This is a genomic window from Acidimicrobiales bacterium (assembly GCA_016794585.1).
Taxonomy (GTDB): domain Bacteria; phylum Actinomycetota; class Acidimicrobiia; order Acidimicrobiales; family DATDAH01; genus JAEUJM01.
Genome location: JAEUJM010000013.1, coordinates 203696 through 221688 on the forward strand (window position 1 = coordinate 203696; position 17993 = coordinate 221688).

Annotated in this window: 19 protein-coding genes; 3 read left to right on the plus strand and 16 right to left on the minus strand. The window is 73.8% G+C overall.

The window, feature by feature from the left end:
* Positions 1 to 48: 48 nt before the first annotated feature.
* The 15 genes from JNK12_06610 to JNK12_06680 all read right to left on the minus strand — a co-directional run bounded on the left by JNK12_06610 (position 49) and on the right by JNK12_06680 (position 13272).
* Positions 49 to 1209, minus strand: coding sequence for a MarP family serine protease (locus JNK12_06610; GenBank protein MBL8775580.1), 1161 nt, complete (start codon positions 1207 to 1209; stop codon positions 49 to 51).
* Positions 1210 to 1218: 9 nt separating this feature from the next.
* The gene (locus JNK12_06615; GenBank protein MBL8775581.1) at positions 1219 to 1992 is read right to left on the minus strand and encodes a tRNA (adenine-N1)-methyltransferase; all 774 of its coding nucleotides are present in this window, start codon (positions 1990 to 1992) and stop codon (positions 1219 to 1221) included.
* Positions 1989 to 2984: an adenine nucleotide alpha hydrolase family protein gene (locus JNK12_06620; GenBank protein ID MBL8775582.1), complete on the minus strand. Its 996-nt coding sequence runs from the start codon at positions 2982 to 2984 to the stop codon at positions 1989 to 1991. Before JNK12_06620 ends, JNK12_06615 begins: the two co-directional genes overlap by 4 nt.
* A gap of 8 nt (positions 2985 to 2992) precedes the next feature.
* A complete protein-coding gene (locus JNK12_06625; GenBank protein MBL8775583.1) occupies positions 2993 to 3193 on the minus strand; it encodes a MoaD/ThiS family protein in 201 nt (66 codons plus the stop codon).
* The gene (locus tag JNK12_06630; GenBank protein ID MBL8775584.1) at positions 3190 to 3426 is read right to left on the minus strand and encodes a hypothetical protein; all 237 of its coding nucleotides are present in this window, start codon (positions 3424 to 3426) and stop codon (positions 3190 to 3192) included. Before JNK12_06630 ends, JNK12_06625 begins: the two co-directional genes overlap by 4 nt.
* Positions 3426 to 3635, minus strand: a complete 210-nt coding sequence (locus JNK12_06635; GenBank protein ID MBL8775585.1) for a hypothetical protein — start codon at positions 3633 to 3635, stop codon at positions 3426 to 3428. The genes JNK12_06630 and JNK12_06635 overlap by 1 nt, the downstream gene beginning before the upstream one ends.
* A complete protein-coding gene (locus tag JNK12_06640) occupies positions 3632 to 3934 on the minus strand; it encodes a hypothetical protein (protein MBL8775586.1) in 303 nt (100 codons plus the stop codon). Before JNK12_06640 ends, JNK12_06635 begins: the two co-directional genes overlap by 4 nt.
* Before the next feature lie 133 nt (positions 3935 to 4067).
* Entirely contained in the window at positions 4068 to 4685 is a 618-nt protein-coding gene (locus JNK12_06645; protein MBL8775587.1) for an LON peptidase substrate-binding domain-containing protein, read from the minus strand.
* A gap of 27 nt (positions 4686 to 4712) precedes the next feature.
* Positions 4713 to 5720: a hypothetical protein gene (locus tag JNK12_06650; GenBank protein MBL8775588.1), complete on the minus strand. Its 1008-nt coding sequence runs from the start codon at positions 5718 to 5720 to the stop codon at positions 4713 to 4715.
* A complete protein-coding gene (locus JNK12_06655) occupies positions 5717 to 6661 on the minus strand; it encodes a hypothetical protein (protein MBL8775589.1) in 945 nt (314 codons plus the stop codon). Before JNK12_06655 ends, JNK12_06650 begins: the two co-directional genes overlap by 4 nt.
* Positions 6658 to 8145 (minus strand): glycosyltransferase family 39 protein, encoded by a 1488-nt coding sequence (locus tag JNK12_06660; GenBank protein ID MBL8775590.1) that lies wholly within the window; start codon positions 8143 to 8145, stop codon positions 6658 to 6660. Before JNK12_06660 ends, JNK12_06655 begins: the two co-directional genes overlap by 4 nt.
* A complete protein-coding gene (locus JNK12_06665; protein ID MBL8775591.1) occupies positions 8138 to 9550 on the minus strand; it encodes a glycosyltransferase family 39 protein in 1413 nt (470 codons plus the stop codon). Before JNK12_06665 ends, JNK12_06660 begins: the two co-directional genes overlap by 8 nt.
* 52 nt (positions 9551 to 9602) lie before the next feature.
* Positions 9603 to 11117, minus strand: coding sequence for a D-alanyl-D-alanine carboxypeptidase/D-alanyl-D-alanine-endopeptidase (gene dacB / locus JNK12_06670; protein MBL8775592.1), 1515 nt, complete (start codon positions 11115 to 11117; stop codon positions 9603 to 9605).
* A 14-nt stretch (positions 11118 to 11131) separates the two neighbouring features.
* On the minus strand, positions 11132 to 12604 hold the full coding sequence (locus tag JNK12_06675; GenBank protein ID MBL8775593.1) for a CoA-binding protein: 1473 nt from the start codon (positions 12602 to 12604) through the stop codon (positions 11132 to 11134).
* On the minus strand, positions 12604 to 13272 hold the full coding sequence (locus JNK12_06680) for an acetate--CoA ligase family protein (protein ID MBL8775594.1): 669 nt from the start codon (positions 13270 to 13272) through the stop codon (positions 12604 to 12606). The genes JNK12_06675 and JNK12_06680 overlap by 1 nt, the downstream gene beginning before the upstream one ends.
* A gap of 78 nt (positions 13273 to 13350) precedes the next feature.
* Between JNK12_06680 and JNK12_06685 the strand changes: the two genes are divergently transcribed.
* The gene (locus JNK12_06685) at positions 13351 to 14628 is read left to right on the plus strand and encodes a beta-N-acetylglucosaminidase domain-containing protein (protein ID MBL8775595.1); all 1278 of its coding nucleotides are present in this window, start codon (positions 13351 to 13353) and stop codon (positions 14626 to 14628) included.
* Between the two features lie 52 nt (positions 14629 to 14680).
* On the opposite strand, the gene JNK12_06690 is transcribed toward JNK12_06685, so the two are convergent.
* Positions 14681 to 15295, minus strand: coding sequence for a TetR/AcrR family transcriptional regulator (locus tag JNK12_06690; protein ID MBL8775596.1), 615 nt, complete (start codon positions 15293 to 15295; stop codon positions 14681 to 14683).
* A gap of 67 nt (positions 15296 to 15362) precedes the next feature.
* Between JNK12_06690 and JNK12_06695 the strand changes: the two genes are divergently transcribed.
* Together JNK12_06695 and JNK12_06700 are read left to right on the plus strand one after the other, a co-directional pair.
* Entirely contained in the window at positions 15363 to 16874 is a 1512-nt protein-coding gene (locus tag JNK12_06695; GenBank protein MBL8775597.1) for a sulfatase, read from the plus strand.
* Positions 16871 to 17968 carry an amidohydrolase family protein gene (locus JNK12_06700; GenBank protein ID MBL8775598.1) on the plus strand — a complete coding sequence of 366 codons (1098 nt, stop codon included), beginning with the start codon at positions 16871 to 16873 and terminating at the stop codon, positions 17966 to 17968. The genes JNK12_06695 and JNK12_06700 overlap by 4 nt, the downstream gene beginning before the upstream one ends.
* Positions 17969 to 17993: the final 25 nt, after the last annotated feature.

Genomic DNA, 17993 nt, shown 5'->3' on the forward strand with positions numbered 1-17993 from the left:
TCGGGGGCCGGCGCTCTTCGCGTTCGGGGCCCGGCCCGGCCCGCCGCCTCACGCGAGGCAGGGCCCGGTGTCCACCACCTCGTCGAGGTCGAGGTCGAGCACGGCCCGGAGCTCCTCGTCACTCAGGGCGTAGCCCACGCCGTCGCGGTCGGGGGCGATGGCGAAGGCCACGCCCACCACCTCGCCGTCGGGGTTGACGAGCGCAGAGCCCGAGTCGCCGGGCGCGAGGTCGGTGGCGAGGAAGAACACGTCACGCTCGATGCGATCGCGGTCGTAGATGTCGGTCCCCTGCGCCCGCACCTGCTGGGCGATCTCGAACGGCGAGATCTCCAGGGGGCCGCCACCGGGGTGGCCGTAGACGCCGCCCACGTCGCCCACCTCGGCGGTGGCGACGGAGAGGGCGGGGCGATCCAGGCCGGGCGCCGAGAGCACGGCGAGGTCACGGTCGGCGTCGAAGGCCACCACCTGTGCGGCCACCCTCGTGCCGTCGGAGCGCTCGACCTCGGTGCTCTCCTCCCCGGCCACGACGTGCGCGTTGGTGACGACCAGGTCGTCGCCGACCACGAAGCCGCTGCCGTCCTGGACCCGGTCGCAGGCCACCCCCTCGACCTTCACGGTCGACTGGACGACCCGCTCGGACGTCTCGGCGGAGATCCCGGTGGCGGCCGGCGGCGGACCGACCTCGGGTGCCGGCTGCAAGGCGTCGAACACCTCGGGGAAGCGGTCCTCCCCCACGAGCTGGCGAAGCGCGAGGAAGGCGTCGGGGGCCTCCGGGAGCGAGTCGTGCACCCAGCCGGCCACCGCGGACTGCCGGGCCTCGCGCGCCGACCAACCGGGGACCGCCGCCATCGTGGGCAGGATGAGCCAGAGCAGCACGATCACCCCGGCCATGCCCGCGAGCGCACCTGCCCCGTGGTCGAGGGCCCGACCCTTGCCGGTCTCGATGCCCACGCTCAGCTGGCGGCCGATGAACAACCCGGCGGCCTGGCCGAGGAACGCCCCGGCGAACAGGACGGTGATGGCCAGCAGGAGCAGCAGCTGGTCGTCGAGCTGCACCCGTTCGAGGATGCGGGGCAGGGCCACCGCGGCGAGCACCAGCCCCACCGCCATGCCCGCCCAGGAGGTCGACCGGGCCACGAAGCCCATCCGGAACCCGCCGATCGCGGCCCCGACGATGCAGGCCAGGATCACCACGTCCAGCGCGTTCACGGGCGTCGCTCAGCCGGTCAGGAGGCGGGCGTGGGTCAAGAAGCCGGTGTGGGCGACCATCCGGTGGTCGGGGCGCACCGACTGCCCCTCGATGTGCCAGCTGCGGTTGAGCACCTCGAGCGTCTCGGCCATGCCGAACGCCGAGTCGTCCAGAGCCTCGCGGAGCTGGCGGGCCTGGAGGATGCTCGGGGTGTACGCCACCAGGATGCCGCCGGGGTGCAGGGCCTTCTCGGCGTGCGGCACCACCTGCCACGGCTCGGGCAGGTCGAGCACGATGCGATCGAGGTCGTCGAGGTCGATGCCCTCGTAGGTGTCGCGCACCTCGACCCGGTAGCGGTCGGCGCCCTCCTCGCCGAGGAAGGCGGCGACGTTGTGCTGGGCCCGCTCGGCGAAGTCTTCGCGCACCTCGTACCCGGTGACGTCGGCCCCGGCACGCAGCATGGTCATCGACAGGGCGCCCGATCCCACCCCGGACTCGAGCACCCGGGCGCCCGGGAAGATGTCGGCCAGCATCAAGATGGGGCCGAGGTCCTTCGGGTAGATGACCTGGGCGCCTCGCGGCATCTTGAACACGAAGTCCGACAGGGTGGGCCGGATGGCGGTGTAGCGGGCGCCCATGGTGCTGCGCACGCTCACGCCCTCGCTCTGGCCGAGCAGCTCGGCGTGCGGGAGGAATCCGGCGTGCGAGTGGAACTGGCCGCCCTCGGCGAGGGTGACGAGGTAGCGGCGCTTCTTGGTGTCGATGAGCAGGACGCGGTCGCCGGCGGCGAAGGGGCGGCTCACGACGGCCGCCGCCCCAGGGCCACCGGCTGGGGGTCGCCCGCCCGTTCCGGTCGCTCCCCACCCGCCCGCTCCCGTCGCTCCCCACCCGCCCGCTCCCGTCGCTCCCCACCCGCCCGCTCGACGAGCCGGCAGAAGGCGCACACCTCGGTGGGCGTGGGGGCGCCGCACACCCGGCACTCGGCCAGCGCCTCGCGGTCCTCCTCGGCCTCGGCCTGGAAGCCCTCGGAGGCGCGGGCCAGGAAGCCGAAGTAGAAGTCGTGCTTGGAGCCGGGCGAGGTGGCCTCGATGGCGTTGAGGGCCTCCTTGTAGCCGAGGTGGCGGTTGCCGGCCGCCATGGGGCACTCCTCGACCAGGTAGTCGATGCCGCGCACGACGCAGTAGGCCGCCGTCTCCCGCTCGGCCAGGCGCACCAGGGGCTTGACCTTGCGGGGGAAGCCGTCGCGTGCGGGCAGGACCGGGAGCTGGCGTCCGAGGTACTCGGTCTGCCAGCGCAGCACGTTGCCGAACAGCACCGCGGCCTCGTCGTCGAGGTTGTGACCCGTGGCGAGCACGTCGAAGCCCCCCTCCAGCGCCGCGGCATCGAACACGTGGCGCTTCGAGAGGCCACACGCCGAGCACGGCGCCCGCCGGGCGGCCCGTGAGCCGTCCGGGATGTCGTAGCCGTAGTCGGTGGGCAGGTCGACCTCGATCAGCTCGGCGCCCCGCCGTTCGGCGAAGGCGCGGGCGTGATCGGCCGACGCGTCGCTGTACTCACCGATGCCGAGGCCCACGTAGAGACCGCTCACGTCGTAGCCGAGGTCGAGCAGGACGTCCCACAGGGCGAGGGAGTCCTTGCCGCCGGAGACCGCCACGAGGACGCGCTCCCCCGGCTCGATCATCGACCACTCCTTGATGGCCTTCTCGGTCTGGTCGCGACAGAGCTTCACGAAGTGCTCGACACAGAAGTTGGCGTTGTGGCGGCGCACGTCGATGACGGCCGGCTCGCGGCACACCCGGCACTTCACGAGTGGCCCCCCGAGATGACGGGGCGGATCTCGACGTCGGCGTCGTCGGGGAGGATCGCGTCCGCAGGCACGAGCGTGTCCCCGGCGATGACGAGCACCGCCTCGCGCCGCAGCTCGAGGTGCTGGAGCAGCGCCACCACGCTCATCGGGCCGCGCAGCTCGAGCTCGCGCCGGGGGTTGCGGAGCAGGACCTTCACGAGCGACGACGACGGCGACGGCCGCCCTGGGCGGGAGCCGCCTCGCGCCGGATGACGACGCTCTCGCCGGGAGCGAGCTCCTCGCGGTAGACGACGACCTCGTTGCGACCCGCGGCCCGGTTCAGGAAGTGCAGGCCCCACGCGAACACACCGAGGATCATCCAGGCCCGCCGACCCTCGAAGAGGCCTCGCTCGATGCCTGCCCGTCGCAGGAAGCGAAGTGCGACGCCCATCACACCCGGCGGATCTCGACGACGGTCTTCTGGAGCTTGCCGCGGCGGCGCCCGAAGTAGAACGCCGCGGCCGCCACCACGACGGTGACCACGATGCCGGCGACCAGCACGTAGTTGCGGGCGGCCTCGCCGGCCTCGTCGACCTCGCCCTGGATCTCCCGGAACTTCGCCTCGATGTCGTCGCGGCTGATGGGGGCGGTGTCGCTCATGGCTGGTTCCTCTTGTCGCTCGTGCGGTTGATGGCCTTGACCGACAGGTACGCCACCCCGGAGGCGACCACGAGGGTGATGAGGTAGGGCACCCACGACCAGTTGCCGGTGAGGGGGCTGCCGGTCTCGGTCTGGAGGAGTCGCAGGAGGGCCACGGTGAGCTCGATGGCGCCGATGCCGATGAGCAGCATGGCCACGGCGCCGTACCCGACGAAGCGGCCGAGGCCCTTCAGCGGGTCGACCGTCTCCTGCTTGGCGTAGGCGACGAGCAGGTCCTTGATGTCGCTGGCCTGGCTCACCGGATCGTGCCGGGACCCTGGCCGGTTCACGCTGCTCGCCCCACCCGTCTTCGCCACACCAGTCCTCGCTTGTCGGCCCACGCCGACGGTCGACTTGCCCGTCGGCCCACCCTACCCGTGGCTCCCCGACCACTCACCCCGACAAGCGGGCCTCGAGCACCTCGGCCTCCTCGGTGAACAGGCGGGTGAGCAGGGCCAGGCGCTCCAGCACCCCCTCGGTGCCGAGGACGCGGAGCTGGTCGAGCGGCCCGAGCGGACCGACCGCGGCCGCCTGGAAGGCGGCGACCCCCGGCTCGTCGCTGAGCTCGATGGTGGCGGGGACCGTGCTCTCGCCGAGCTCGCTCTTCAGGGCCACGGCCCGACGGAACGGGGCCGCCATGGCCTCGAGGGCGGCGTCGGCCGCCGCCTCGTCGACCTCGGCGTCGGGCCAGTCGTGCACCTCCGCACGCGGGTACGGGTCGTCGGGGAGCCACTCGTCCACCACGATCCGGCGTGCGCCCACGGCGACGATGCCGAAGCGGCCGTCCGGGTACTCCTCGGCCTCGACGATGCGGGCGACGGTGCCCACCGTGGTGCGCACGTCACCGCCGCCGACCTCGCTCCCCCGCTCGATCAGGACCACCCCGAACTCCCGGTCGCCGTCGAGGCAGTCGCGGGTGAGCCGCCGGTACCGCTCCTCGAAGACGTGGAGGGGCAGCACGAGCGACGGGAACAGCACCGAGCCCAGCGGGAACATCGGCAGGACGGCCACGCAGGCAGGCTAGGACCTGGAGATCGTTCAGAACGCGTCGAAGTCGAGCAGCTCGAAGGTGTCGAACGTGGCGGGCGCCTGCGGGCCGGCGTCGCCGAGGTCGAGGCCGAGGAACTCCGACGCCTCGTCGCGTGCGATGAACAGCAGGTTCAGCGGCGCCGGCTGGACGCGCTTGGGGATGGTGATGCCCCGTACCGGCACGTGGGCGTTGAACCCCGCGTAGACGGCCACCGGCACCCGGTGGTGGCGGAGTGCGGCGGCGATCACCCGCCTGGCCGAGCGCGGCCCGGGGGCGCCGCCGCGGGGCAGCAGCTTGAGGACGACCGCCACCGGCACCCCCTTGGCACTCGCCCGAGTCGTGACCGCCACGACGTCGTCGTCGGCGTGGAGGGCGTAGCCGCCGCCCGGCGCGGCGAGGCGCCAGCGCAGGTGCTCGGGGGTCCAGCGTTGGGTCCAACCCTGTGCGGGGGCTTCGTCGAGGCCCTGCAGGAGCCGCTCGAAGGCCCCGGTCGCCCGGAAGGCGTCGTCCACGTCGTGGCTCTCGACGCCTCGGCGTCGCGCCGGGCGCCGGGGGATGGCCACGACGGGGAGGCTGGTGATCAGACGGGCGCCGATGCGGTGCAGGCCCGGCATGGTGGAGGACTCGTTGGTGACCCCGATGCCGCCGATCAGCCCTCCGAGCTCGTCGCGCGCCTCGATGGCGCGCTTGGTGCCCCGGGCGGCGAGCGCCACGAAGTGCATGCTGCCGAGCCCGGAACGGGTGACGGCATTGACCGAGAGCACGAAGGTGGCCGAGCGCTCGTGGTCCCGCCACGGCTGCGGGAGCAGGGCCAGGTGGGCCACCCGTGCGCCCTTGCGGTCCACGTCCTCCTCGATGGCCGGGTGGTGCGGGTTCTCGCGGTACAGCCAGTGGAGGAACTCGGTGCCGACGAAGCGGTCGGCGTCGGGGTGCTCGCGGCGCAGCAGGGCCGCGGTGGCGGCCAGGTCGGCGTCCTCCGCGGCGGGCGACCCTCGCGGGTCGAGGGGCGCGGTCACAGCGCGTCGAAGTCCAGCAGCTCGAAGCAGCGCAGCGTGACCTCGTCCTGGGGCAGGCCCTGGATCTCCTCTCCCACGGCGATCGACGCCCGGTCCGCCCCGAACAACAGCAGGTTCAGGGGGGACGGCAGGAGGCGGCGGGGCACGGCGAGGCCGCGGAACGGCACACGGTCGTTGAACCCGACGTAGACCGCCGCGGGCGCCCGGTCGACCCGGCAGGCGCGAGCAACGAGGGCGGCGCCGGCGCCGCGGGACGGACGCTCGCCCCGGGCGAAGAGCTTGAGCACCACCGAGACGGGGACGTGCTGGTGCACCATCCGCGTGGTGACCGCCACGGCCTCGTCGCTGATGTGCACGCGGTAGTGCGCCGACGGGTTGGCGAGGCGCCAGCGCAGGCTCTCGAGCGACCAGGCCTGGGACCACCCGCCCTCGGCGGCAGGCGGGAACGACCGGACCAGCTCGGCGAGCTCACCACCCGCGAGCCACTCGGGCGTGACGTCTCGGGTCGTGACCCCGCTCCCCCCGGGCAGCGCAGGGCGCACGACGACCGGGAGCGGCCCGACGTTGCCGATGCCGGTGCGGGTCAGCGTCATCGCCGTCGAGGAGGCGTTGGTGACCCCGAAGCCGGCCACCACCCCCCGCCGGCCCATCTCCCGGATGCCCCGGCGGAGGAGGGCGAGGAAGTGGGCCTCGCCCGACCCGGCCCGCGTGACGCCGTTCACCCCGACGCAGAAGGAGACGACCTCGTGACCGCGGGCCCAACGCTGCGGCAGCAGGGCGAAGTGGGAGACCGGTGCCCCCCGACGGTCGACGCTCTCCTGGATGGCCGGGCCGGCCGGGTTCTGCTCGTACAGCCACGGCAGGTAGTCGGGGTCGCGGAAGCACTCCCGGTCCGGGTGCTCGGCAGCCAGGAGCGCCGCCGTCGCGTCGAGGGCGCTCACGCGTTCGCCCCGACCGGCTCCTCGGGACGGTGCGGGCGGTCGGACGCGGGCGGCGTCGAGTCGTCCGGCGCGCCCTTCGCGCCCGTGCGGCCCACGGCCCCCTTCGCTCCCTTGGCTCCCTTGGCTCCCGCCGCGCCCTTCGCGGGCCGCCGGGCCCAGCGCCATCCCGCGTCGAGGGCGATGCCGGCCAGCACCACGAGTCCCAGGTCGACCGGATAGCGGTATCGGGTGACACCGATCGCCACCGCGGCGGTGAAGGTGACGAGCAGAGCGAGGCTGATGAACGGCAGGATGGGGACCCCGCGGCGGCGCAGCACCACCAGGCCGGCGATGCCCAGCGCGAGCAGCTCGTAGTAGAGGATCAAACCGACCGTCGACACCGTCCGGCCCCGACCCTCGACGATGGTGTCGAGGTCGATGCTCTGGCCGGGCCGGTAGACCCCCCAGATGCGTCCCACGCGCGCGGCCGAGACCACCGCCGCCCGACCGGGACGGGCCTCGATGTACTCGAGGCCGCGCCGCATGCCCTCGTTGGCCGCGCCCGACTCGTCGCCGTCACCCAGGAACTCGAGCCCCTGCTGGGCCACCACCTCCATGTCCGGGTCGCGGGCGCCCGACTCGGGGATGTCCTCCTTGCTCGGGAACGCGCATCCGCCGCTCCAGTAGCCGAGCAGCGGCCCGTCGTAGGTCTGGTCGCAGTTGGCCTGGGGCAGCACGCCGGCGGCGCCGTAGGACAAGAAGACCGGCTCGTCGAATCGCGCGAGGTTGTGCAGGATCCACGGGCTGACGACGACCCCGTACGCGAGGCCGGCGGCGACGACGAGCGCGACGCGTTTCCGCCAGGCCAAGGCCGGAACGAGCAGGGCGAGCGGGAGCGCCAGGAACAGCAAGAAGTTGGAGGCCTCCGCCCTGGTGAGCGCCGCGAGCGCGATGGCGGCGCCCAACGCCGCGCCCCGGCGCCACGTCGGCTCGTCGTACACGCGGTAGGCGGCGAACAGCACCAATGCGATGGCCACGCCGTAGAGCGGTTCCGACAGGATCAGGCCCTCGTTCACCCACAACAGGGGGTACACCGTGGCGAGCACGGCGGCGATCAGGCCGGCGCGGTCGCCACGGCCCTCACCTCCGGCAAGGCGTCGGGCCAGCAGCCCCACGAGGGCCACCATCGCAGCCCCCGCGAAGCACGAGACCACCCGGTGGGCCAAAGGGCTGTCGAAGCCGAGGATCGAGGGCACGGCCAGGAACACCGAGTAGAGCGGCGGGTGGTGGGCGGCCTGGACGTTCACGTCGGCGTACAGCCACAGGATGGGGCTGATGAAGCCGTCTCCCTGGCTGAGCGCCACCGCCTGGTGGTGGAAGTAGAACCCGTCACCCCGGGGAGCGTCGTTGCCGTGCACGCCGACGGCGTAGACGAGGCGCCCGAGGAGGGCCACGCCGGTGACGATGGCCAGCCGGACGTCGAAGCGCCGGAGCCCCTCAGCCACGTGCCGGCTCGGGCGCGTCGGACGCGGACGGCGAGTCGACTCCGGGCTCCGCGGTGCGGCCGCGGCCATCCGGCCTGCGGCGACGGGCGCGCCACCAGGTGATGCACTGGTCGGCCACGACCCCCGCGAGGACGGCCATGGCCACCTCGACGGGGACGCGATACCGGGTCACCGGGATGGCGAGGGCGGCGACGGTGGTGACGAGCACCGCCATGGAGACGAGGGGAAGGATCGGCACCTTGCGCTTGCGCAGCAGCCAGAGCCCGACCGCGGACACCGCCACCAGCTCGTAGAAGGTGATCAAGGCGGTCCGTGACACCCACAACGGTCGGCCCTCGCCCACCGCGTCGATGCGGACCTGCTGGCCCGGGCGGAAGAGGCCCCACATGCGCCCGACCCGGGCGGCCATCACCACGGGCAGGCGACCCCGGTGCTCGCTGATGTACTCCACGCCCAGCTCCTGGCCGAGCTTCGCGGCGTCCGACTCGTCGCCGAACTGCTCGGCGTAGATCTCGGCGCACCTGGCCGGGGTGCGCAGGCACTGCTGCGCCGACGGCCCGATGGTCTCGTCGAGGAACGAGCACTCGGGATGCCAGTAGCCGAGGTACTCGCCCGAGTACGTCTGGTCGCAGTTCGCCTGGGTGAGCACGCCGGCCAGCCCGTAGGACAGGGTGACCGGCTGGTTGAAGCGGTAGAGGTTGTGGCCCACCCAAGGCGCCATCACGAACGCCCCCGTGGCCAGGACCACGGCGACGAGCACGCCCCGGCCGACCCGGTCCACGCGTCGGCACAGCCAGATCAGCGGGATGGCGAGGATCAGGAAGAGCAGCAGGGCCTCGGCCCGGGTGAGGGTGGCGAGACCGATGGCACCACCGAGCAGGACCGCTTCTCGAGGTCGCGGGTCGTCCCAGAGGCGGTAGGCCGCCAGCAGGACCAGCGCGATCATCACGCCGTACAGCGGCTCGGAGAGCAGGAGGGCGTCGTTGGCCCAGAGGTTGGGGTAGAGCGCGGCCACCACCGCGGCGAGCAGGCCGGCCCGCTCCCCCGCCACGCGGCGACCGACCAGCCCTACGACGACGACCATCGCCGCCCCGAGCAGGCAGGAGGCGAGGCGCAGGGACTGCGGGCTGGTGCCGACGATCTTCGACATGAAGGCCAGGTAGACCACGTAGAGCGGGGGGTGGTGGGCGGCTTGGAGCTTCAGGTCGAACGCCTGGAGGAGGATCGGGTCGATGAAGCCCACCCCGTCGCCCACCGCGCGCGCCTGCCCGTAGAAGTACACCGCATCGCCGGTGGGGGCCTCGTTGCCCCGCTGCCAGAGCGTGTACCCGGCCCGCAGCGCGAACGCGCCGGCGCCGATCAGCGCGAGCCAGACGCGGAACGTGAGTCGGGTCCACGCTCGCACGGGTGGCGATGCTACTGCCGGCGCCGTCGCGACCCCAGGTGCGGTCACGCCGTCAGCCGGCCCCGGGCCCGGTGGTCGCGGGGGTGCTCGTGGTCGACGGAGCGCTGCCGCCAGGGGCGGTGGTCGTCGTTGCGGCGACGCCCGTGTCGCGCCCGCCCTGGCCGGGCACCTTGACGGGCAGCAGGTCCGCCAGCGCGGGCCGGTCGGGGTAGCTCGCCAGGAGGGCGCCCAACTGACCCCGGAGCGCATCCTGCTCGGCGGCGATGAAGGGAGGGTTGTTGATGACGTAAGCGAACGTCAGCTGGTCGCCGCCCTCGAGCAGGTCGACCACGCCGGCCAGGGCACGCACGTGGTTGAGCGAGCCCGTCTTGGCGTGCATGCGGCCCTCCAGGGGGGTCCCCGCGAAGGTGGCCAGGGTGCCGGTCTCCCCCGCCGTGGCGAAGCCGTCGACGAGCGCCGGGTAGGCCTCGATGGTCTCGACGAGCGTGGCGCAGGTGAGGCGGTTGGTCTCGGCCAGGCCCGAGCCGTCCACCGCGTCCTCGGGGCCGATCGCGGTGCCGGCCTCGGTGAGCACCTGCTCGACCGCGGCGGCGCCCGCGGCGGTGGTGCCCTCGCCGATGCGGGCGGCGCCCACCTCGCGCAGGACCAGCTCCGCGGTCTGGTTGTCGCTGAAGGTGAGCAGCTGGGCGAGGATCTGCGGAAGGCGCTTCGAGCGCACCTTGGCCACCTCCACGGTCTCGGCGGGAGCGGCGCCGGCGGACGGCCCGCCCACCACCTCGACCCCCCGTTCGCGGAGGAGCGCGGTGAAGACGGCCGCGGCCCGACCGGCAGGGTCGGCCGAAGCCCGCAGAGGGGCCCCCGGGTCGTCCGCGGTGGGGAAGCTCTCGAAGCCGTCGTCCACCGACAGCGCCGAGAGTGGGCCGGTCTGGTTCTGGTCGATGTAGCGCGACGGCCAGTCGGCGACGTACCGCGCCGTGCTGTAGCGGGTGTCATCGCCCACGACCCCGCCGTCGACCCGGGTGACCCCGGCCGCCACGACCGCGTCGGCGAGGTCCTCGAGACGGGTGCGGGCGGCGTCCTGCTGGGGTGAGCGGGCGGCGTACGCGTCGGTGGACAGCACCGGGTCTCCCCCGCCGACAAGGTAGAGGTCACCGGCCACGACCCCGCCGGTGGGCTCGGCCGACGCCTCCACCCGCGTGCGGTAGCGGTGGTCCGGGCCCAGTTCGGCCAGGGCCGCAGCGGCGGTCAGCACCTTCTCCGTGGAGGCCGGGGTGACCGCCTCCTCGGGGCGATGGGCGACGATCGGCCGGCCGTCCGCCTCGACCACGAGGCAGCTGTCCGCGGGCAGCACGCCGGCCAGTCCGTCCAGCGCGCCCCGGAGGCGGCTGTCGGCCCCCGCCTGGGACGCCAGGTCGGGCACCCGGCGGGCCGACAGCACCGGGGTGACGGGACCGGCCTGCGCCGCGGCCGCCGGGGTCTCGGCCGCCTCAGCGTCGAGCACCAGGGCGGCCACGCCCGCACCCACGGCCACGAGGACCAGCAGGAGCGGCAGGATCAGACGGCGCACGGGGAGCGGCAGCCTCAGAGCAGCCCGCGGCGCTGGCGCCAACGGGTGTCGTGCCACAGGTGGGCCAGGGCGGTGACGGCCCGGTTGGACGATCCGTAGCAGAGCCGTCCGCTGGCCCGGACCGCGGCGGGCCCGGCGTTGGTGGGGTCGGTGGTGGCGAGCTCGGTCGCGGTCAGGATGGGCTTGCCGGTGGCCGCCGAGATGTCCGCCGCGGCCTGGGCGAAGCGGGCGTCCTGGCGCTCGTGGTAGTCGACGATGCGCTCGAGGCCGTGACCCGGGTAGAAGGGGCCTTGCCGCTCCAGGCGGGCGGTGTTCGCCTGGATGCCCAGCCCGAGGAAGATGACCGCGTCCACCTCGTCGTGGCTGGCCACGATCTCCATGACCTCGGGGATGGTGTCACGGGTCTCGCTGCCGGCGAGGTCGACCGGGTTGCTGCGGCTCCAGCGCGGCGGGAGCTTGGTGTCGATGGTTCGGCGCAGGTCGTCGGGCAGGTCGAGCAGGACGAGGTCCGTGCGGGCGATGGCGTCGGCGGTGACCACGCCCCACCCGCCGGCCGTGGTGTAGATCACCGTGCGGGGCCCGCGGGGACGTGGCTGCGTCGCGAAGGTGGCCGCGGCCTCGAAGGCCTCCTCCACCGTGGCGGCCCGGGTGACGCCGGCCTGGCGGACGGCCCCGTCGAAGACCGCGTCGTCGGTGGCGAGCGACCCGGTGTGGCTCGCGGCCGCCCGCGCCCCGCCGGCGGTGGCGCCGCCCTTCACGATGACGAGGGGCTTGCGCTCGGCCACCGAGCGCAGGCGCTCGTAGTAGGCGCGGCCGTCGTTGATGCCCTCGAGGTAGGCGAGGCCGACCTTGGTCTCGGGGTCGTCGGCGTAGAAGTCGAGGTAGTCGGGCACCGTGACGGCGGCGGAGTTGCCCGCGCTGACGGCCCGGCTGATGCCGATGCCGCTGTGCTCGGCGAAGTTCATGAACGAGGAGACGAAGTTGCCCGACTGGCTGGCCACGCCGATGTGGCCGGCCGGCGGGTAGGGCGCGACGATCTGCGCGCACAGCTTCGACGGCGGTGACACGACGCCCTGGCCGTTGGGGCCGGCCAACAGGATGCCCAGCTCCTCGGCCACGGCCACCAGCTCGGCCTCGGCGGCGCGTCCTTCGTCGCCCGCCTCGCCGTACCCGGCCGAGGCGACGAACGCCGCCCGCACGCCCTTGCGGGCGCACTCCTGGAGGAGCTCGATGTTGGTCGAGGCGGGGGTGCAGATGAACACGAGGTCGGCGGCCCCGTCGGGCACCTGGTCGATGCTCGTCAGGCACTCGATCCCCAGGACCTCGGCCCCGTCCCGGTTGGTGGCGAAGACCCGGCCCTCGTAGCCCGCGGCCAGGATGTTGTGCAGGCAGACGAACCCGAACTTGCCGGGGTGGGTGGAGGCGCCGGCGACGATCACCCCGCGGGGCTCGAAGAGGGCCCGGAACTGCTCGGTGGTGGGCGCCATCAGGCCGCACCCCCCTCAGGAGTGCCGTCGAGCTCGACGAGGGCGTCGACCGCCACGGGACGGCCCTCGTGGACGATCAGCGGGTTGAGGTCGGCCGACACCAGCCGGGGGGTCGCCTCCGCCGCCGCCGAGAGCCCGACGAGCACGTCGACGAGGGCCTCCCGGTCGACCTCGGGCTCACCGCGGAACTCGCCGAGCAGGGCCTGGGTGCGCAGCTGCTCGACCATCTCGTGGGCGTCGGTGCGGTCGATGGGGACGAGTCGGAAGGCGACGTCGGCCAGCGCCTCGGCGAGGATCCCGCCCACCCCGAGCATCACCGTCATCCCGAACTGCGGGTCACGCTGCAGCCCGGCGATCAGCTCGCGGTTGCCCGAGACCATGGGTGCCACGAGGACGCCCACCTCGCCGTCGTCGGGCCGGGCGGCGGCGAGCAGCTCCTCGGCGGCGCGCCGCACCGCGTCGGCGTCGCCGAGCCCGAGGCGCACGAGGCCCCGCTCGGTCTTGTGGGCGATGGCGTCACCGCACAGCTTGGCCACCACCGGGAAGCCGAGCTGCTCGGCGGCGGCGACGGCCTCGGCCGGGCCGTCGACGACGGACTCGGGGGCGATGGGCACGCCGTGCGCTGCCAACAGGCGCTTCGACTCGGCTTCGGACAGCGTCGGGCACATCTGCTGGAGGTTACGTGACCCGGCCCGCCGGACCTCCGCACGGGGCGCCGTAAGCGGGGCGTCACGTACCGTCGGGTCGTGCCGTGGGCGATGCGAGGGGTGATCGAGGGGTTCTACGGGCGTCCGTGGACCTGGGACGAGCGCATCGAGGTGGCGCGCTCCTGCGCCGACGGGGCCATGACCCACTACGTGTACGCCCCGAAGGACGACCCGTACCACCGTGATCGCTGGCGTGAGCCCTATCCACCCGACGCGTTGGCGGGATTCGAGCGCCTCATCGCCGAGGGCGGGCTGTCGGTGGGCTTCGCCATCTCGCCCGGGCTCTCGATCGACCCGACCGCACAGGAGGACCGCGAGGCGCTGGCGGCGAAGGTCGCGCCCATGCTCGACCTCGGCGTCGAGCTCGTGGTGCTGGCCTTGGACGACCTCCCTCCACGTCCCGGCCTCGGCGAGGAGCATGCGGCGCTGGCCGCCTGGCTCCACGAGTGGCTGGGCGGGCGCGCCGAGCTGGCGCTCGTGCCGACGGAGTACACGGGGACGGGGGGCGCCACGCCGTACCTCGACGCGCTCGCCGGGCTCCCGGGCGACGTCGCCGTCGGCTGGACGGGCCCCTTCGTGGTCAACGACGCGATCACCGTCGACGACGCCCGACGGCGCCGCGAGGCACTCGGCGGTCGACCACCGCTCCTGTGGGACAACTGGCCCGTGAACGACGCCGTGATGGCCGACCGGCTCTTCCTCGGCCCGCTCAGGGGCCGTGACCCGGGACTGGCGGAGGTGTGCTCGGGGTACCTCGCGAATCCCATGGTCCAGCCCCGCGCGAACGCGCTGCCGCTGGCAACGGTCGCCGCGTTCCTGCGCGGCGACGACCCGACCGCGGCGTGGGCTGCGGCGGCCGAGGCCGGCGGCCTTCGGGTCTTCGCCGAGGCGTGCGACGGCGGGGTGCCCGGCGCCCTCGTCGCCGAGGTGGTGGGCGGAGGCCCGACCCGGGCGCTCGCGTCCTGGCTCGACACCGCGGCGCACTGCGAGGCGCCCGGACTGGAGCACGAGGCCGCGGTCTGGATCGAGCAGGTGCACGCCGAGGCCCGCCTCGGGCGCTCCGCGGTGCGTCTGTTGGAGGCGGTCGCGGAGGGCAGGCTCCCCGCCGCCCACGAACAGGCCCTCGCGATCGCCTTCGCCTGGCCGGCGGTCCGGCGGGGATCGGTGAGCGTGATGGGGCCGCGTTGCGGCTTCCGCCCCGTGCTCGGCCAGGACGACGCCGGCCGCTGGGTGCTGCGCCCCGAGGCCCTCGACGACGACGCCAATGCCATCGACCGCCTGGTGCGCTTCGCCCTGTCCCGCCTCGCCGGAGCCTGAGCCCAGGCGTCCTGGTGCCGGACACGCGGCCCGCACCGGGGCGGGCGACGGATCAGACCTGGAGGGCGGCCCGGAAGAACTCTCGGATGTGCTCGAGGCGGGCCTCGAGCGCCTCCGGTGCGGTGGGGTCGCGGCCCAGCATCGACTCGATGACCGGCAGGTCGGAGAAGTAGCTGAGCATCGCCCCGTACCCGGTGAGCAGCAGCTGCTCCGGATCGTGGCGCCGGAAGTGGCCCGCGTCCATCTCGCGCTCGAGGAACCCGGCCGCCCGCTCGAACTGCGGGCGCATCGCCGCGCCCAGGTCGATGCCCAGGTGGCCGCCACTCTCGAGGAACTCGCGGCGCAGGAGGCGCACGAACTCGGGGTTCTCCATGAAGAACCGGAACCCTGCGGTGAGGCCACGCTCGAGCAGGTTCCAGCCGTGGCGGTCCGTGTCGGTGACCGCCTCCTCGATGAGGACGTACCACTCGGCGAGGGCGGTCTCGAACACCTCGCGATACAGCGCCTGCTTCGACTCGAAGTGGTAGAGGAGGCTCGGGCGGCGGATGCCCACCGCGTCGGCGATGTCGTTCAGCGAGGTGCCCTCGTAGCCGTGCTCGGCGAAGCATCGACGCGCCTCGACGAGGATCGCCTCGCGCGTCGACATCACCAGCAGCGGATCGGCCACCCCGGAATCGTACCGAGGCACCGCCGCCGCGCCCCGGGAAGGCCCGGAGGGCCGGTAGACAGTGGTGATGCACCAGCGGCGGGTCCTCCTCGTGGCCCTCGTGGCCCTCGTTGGCGCCGCGTCGTCCCTGGCGTCGTGCGGCGGCGGATCCGACACGGCGAGCGGGCCCACGCCACCCGGGCCCGACCGCCCGAACGTGGTCGTGATCATGACGGACGACCAGACGACCGAGAGCCTCCGGGTCATGGAGCGCACCCAGGCGCTCCTGGCCGACGAGGGCACCACCTTCGTCAACGGCATCGCCACCTTCCCGCTGTGCTGCCCGGCCCGGTCGCAGTTCCTCACCGGCCAGTACGCCCACAACAACGGAGTCCGGGACAACACCCCACCCGACGGGGGCGAGCCTGCGCTGGACGACAGCGAGACCCTGGCGGTCTGGCTCCAACGGGCCGGGTACACGACCGCACACGTCGGCAAGTACCTCAACGCCTACACGCGTGCCGAGCAGGACACGGTGCCGCCGGGCTGGGACCGCTGGTTCGCCCTGTTCGACCCCACCGCCACCGACTACTTCGACTACGACGTGAACGAGAACGGGCGCGTCACCCACCGAGGCACCGCGGACGCCGACTACCAGACCGACGTGCTGGCCGACGAGGCGGTGGCCCAAGTGCACGCGCTCGCCGACGGCGACGCGCCCTTCTACCTCAACTTCTGGCCGGCGGCGCCCCACACCGGGACGGGTCCGGGCTCGATCTCCTTCTCCCCCGCCCCGGCCCCCCGCCACCTCGGCGACTTCGCCGAAGAGGCCCTTCCCGACCTCCCGGCCATCGGTGAGTCGGACATCACCGACAAGCCGGCCTACGTCCAGGGCATCGAGCCCGACTTCCGCCTCGGGGTGGTGGCGTACAACCTCGAGAACGGCACCGATCTCACGCTGGAGGATCTCACCGCCGAGGCGTACCGCCGCTACCTCGAGTCGCTGCTCGCGGTCGACGAGGCCGTCGGACGCCTGGTCGACGCCCTCGACGAGGAGGGGGTGCTCGACGACACCCTGATCGCGTTCGTGTCCGACAACGGGTGGAGCTTCGGCGAGCACCGCATCCACTTCGCGAAGGTCCTTCCCTACGAGAACGTCGTCCGGGTGCCGTTCCTCGTCCGCGGCGCGGGCTTCGCGGCGGGCGCGGTGGAGGACGAACAGGTCGGCCTCCTCGACCTGCCGGCCACCATCCTGGCGGCGACGGGTGCGGCGCCACGGCTCGCGCTGGACGGCCGCCCGCTCCCCGGTGGGCCCGGGGCCGCCGAATCCCCGCCGCGCGCGCTCCTCCTCGAGAGCCCCCCACGGGGCTCGGGCCGCATCCCCCACTACGACGGGGTGCGCACCGACCGTTACACCTACGTCGAGTACGAGACCGGTGAGATCGAGCTCTACGACCGCTCGGTCGACCCGGACCAGCTGACGAACCTCGCCGCCGACCCGGCCGAGGCGGCCACGCGGGCGGGCCTCGCCGCGCTCCTCGACCAGCTGCAGGGCTGCGCAGGGACGGCCTGCCACCTCCCCGTGCCCGCGGGGCTGTGACCCCGGTCCGGGGCGCCCGCGCCCTCACGCCGGACGGGTGGACCGGCCCCGTCGAGGTCGTCGTCGCCACCGACGGTCGCATCGAGGCCGTCCACCCGGCACGCGGGCCGGTGCCCGACGTCAGCCTCGTGCCGGGATTCGTCGACCTCCAGGTCAACGGCCACGACGACGTCGACGTGGCGACCGCGGCTGGGGCCGACTGGGACCGGCTGGACGACCTGCTCGTCGCGCAGGGGGTCACGACCTGGTGCCCAACCCTCGTCACCGCACCCCTGGACGCCTACCCCGCCGCGCTCGCCCGCATCGCCGCCGCCGCCGACCGTCCCGCCGAGGGTCGGCCGGCCATCGCCGGCGCCCATCTGGAGGGGCCCTTCCTCGGCCGCCGCGCGGGGGCCCACCCGGTCGAGCACGTGCTCCCCGTCGACCTCCCTTGGCTGACCGACCTTCCCCCGATCGTCACCCTGATGACGCTCGGCCCCGAGGCGGAGGGAGCCGTGTCCGCCATCGAGGCACTCGACCGGCGCGGCGCACTCGTCGCGATCGGCCACTCGGACGCCACCTTCGAGGAGGCCGAGGCTGCGGCCGATGCCGGGGCCCGACTCGTCACCCACTGCTTCAACGCCACGGGCTCGCTGCACCAGCGGGCGCCAGGGCTCCTCGGAGCCGCACTGACCGACGAGCGTCTGGCCGTGTCGCTCATCGCCGACCTCGCCCACGTCCACCCGGCCCTGCTCCGCCTGGCATTCCGCGCCAAGGGCGCCGACGGCGTGGTGCTGGTCACCGACGCCGTCGCCTGGCGGGCCGGGCGGGTGGGAGCCGTCGAGATGGCGGTGGACGAGGCGGGCGTCCCGCGCCTGACCGACGGGACCCTCGCCGGCAGCGCCCTCACGATGGACGGCGCGATCCGGAACGTCGTGCGGGGCGCCGGCATCGACCTCGCCGACGCCGTCGTCTCGGCGGCCACCAGCCCCGCCCGCCTTCTGGGGCTGGCCGATCGCGGCGCCCTCGTCCCCGGCCGTCGAGGCGACGTCGTCGCCCTCTCCGACGGCCTCGCGGTGGCCGGGGTCTGGATCGGCGGCGAGCAGCGGCGCTGAGCACGGGACGGGCCCGGGTCGCCGC

Coding starts and splice junctions, on each gene's coding strand:
- JNK12_06680 (MBL8775594.1), bottom strand. CDS start 13,272: ATGTGCCCGACGCTGTCCGAAGCCGAGTCGAAGCGCCTGTTGGCAGCG.
- JNK12_06635 (MBL8775585.1), bottom strand. CDS start 3,635: ATGAGCGACACCGCCCCCATCAGCCGCGACGACATCGAGGCGAAGTTC.
- JNK12_06630 (MBL8775584.1), bottom strand. CDS start 3,426: ATGGGCGTCGCACTTCGCTTCCTGCGACGGGCAGGCATCGAGCGAGGC.
- JNK12_06675 (MBL8775593.1), bottom strand. CDS start 12,604: ATGGCGCCCACCACCGAGCAGTTCCGGGCCCTCTTCGAGCCCCGCGGG.
- JNK12_06695 (MBL8775597.1), top strand. CDS start 15,363: ATGCACCAGCGGCGGGTCCTCCTCGTGGCCCTCGTGGCCCTCGTTGGC.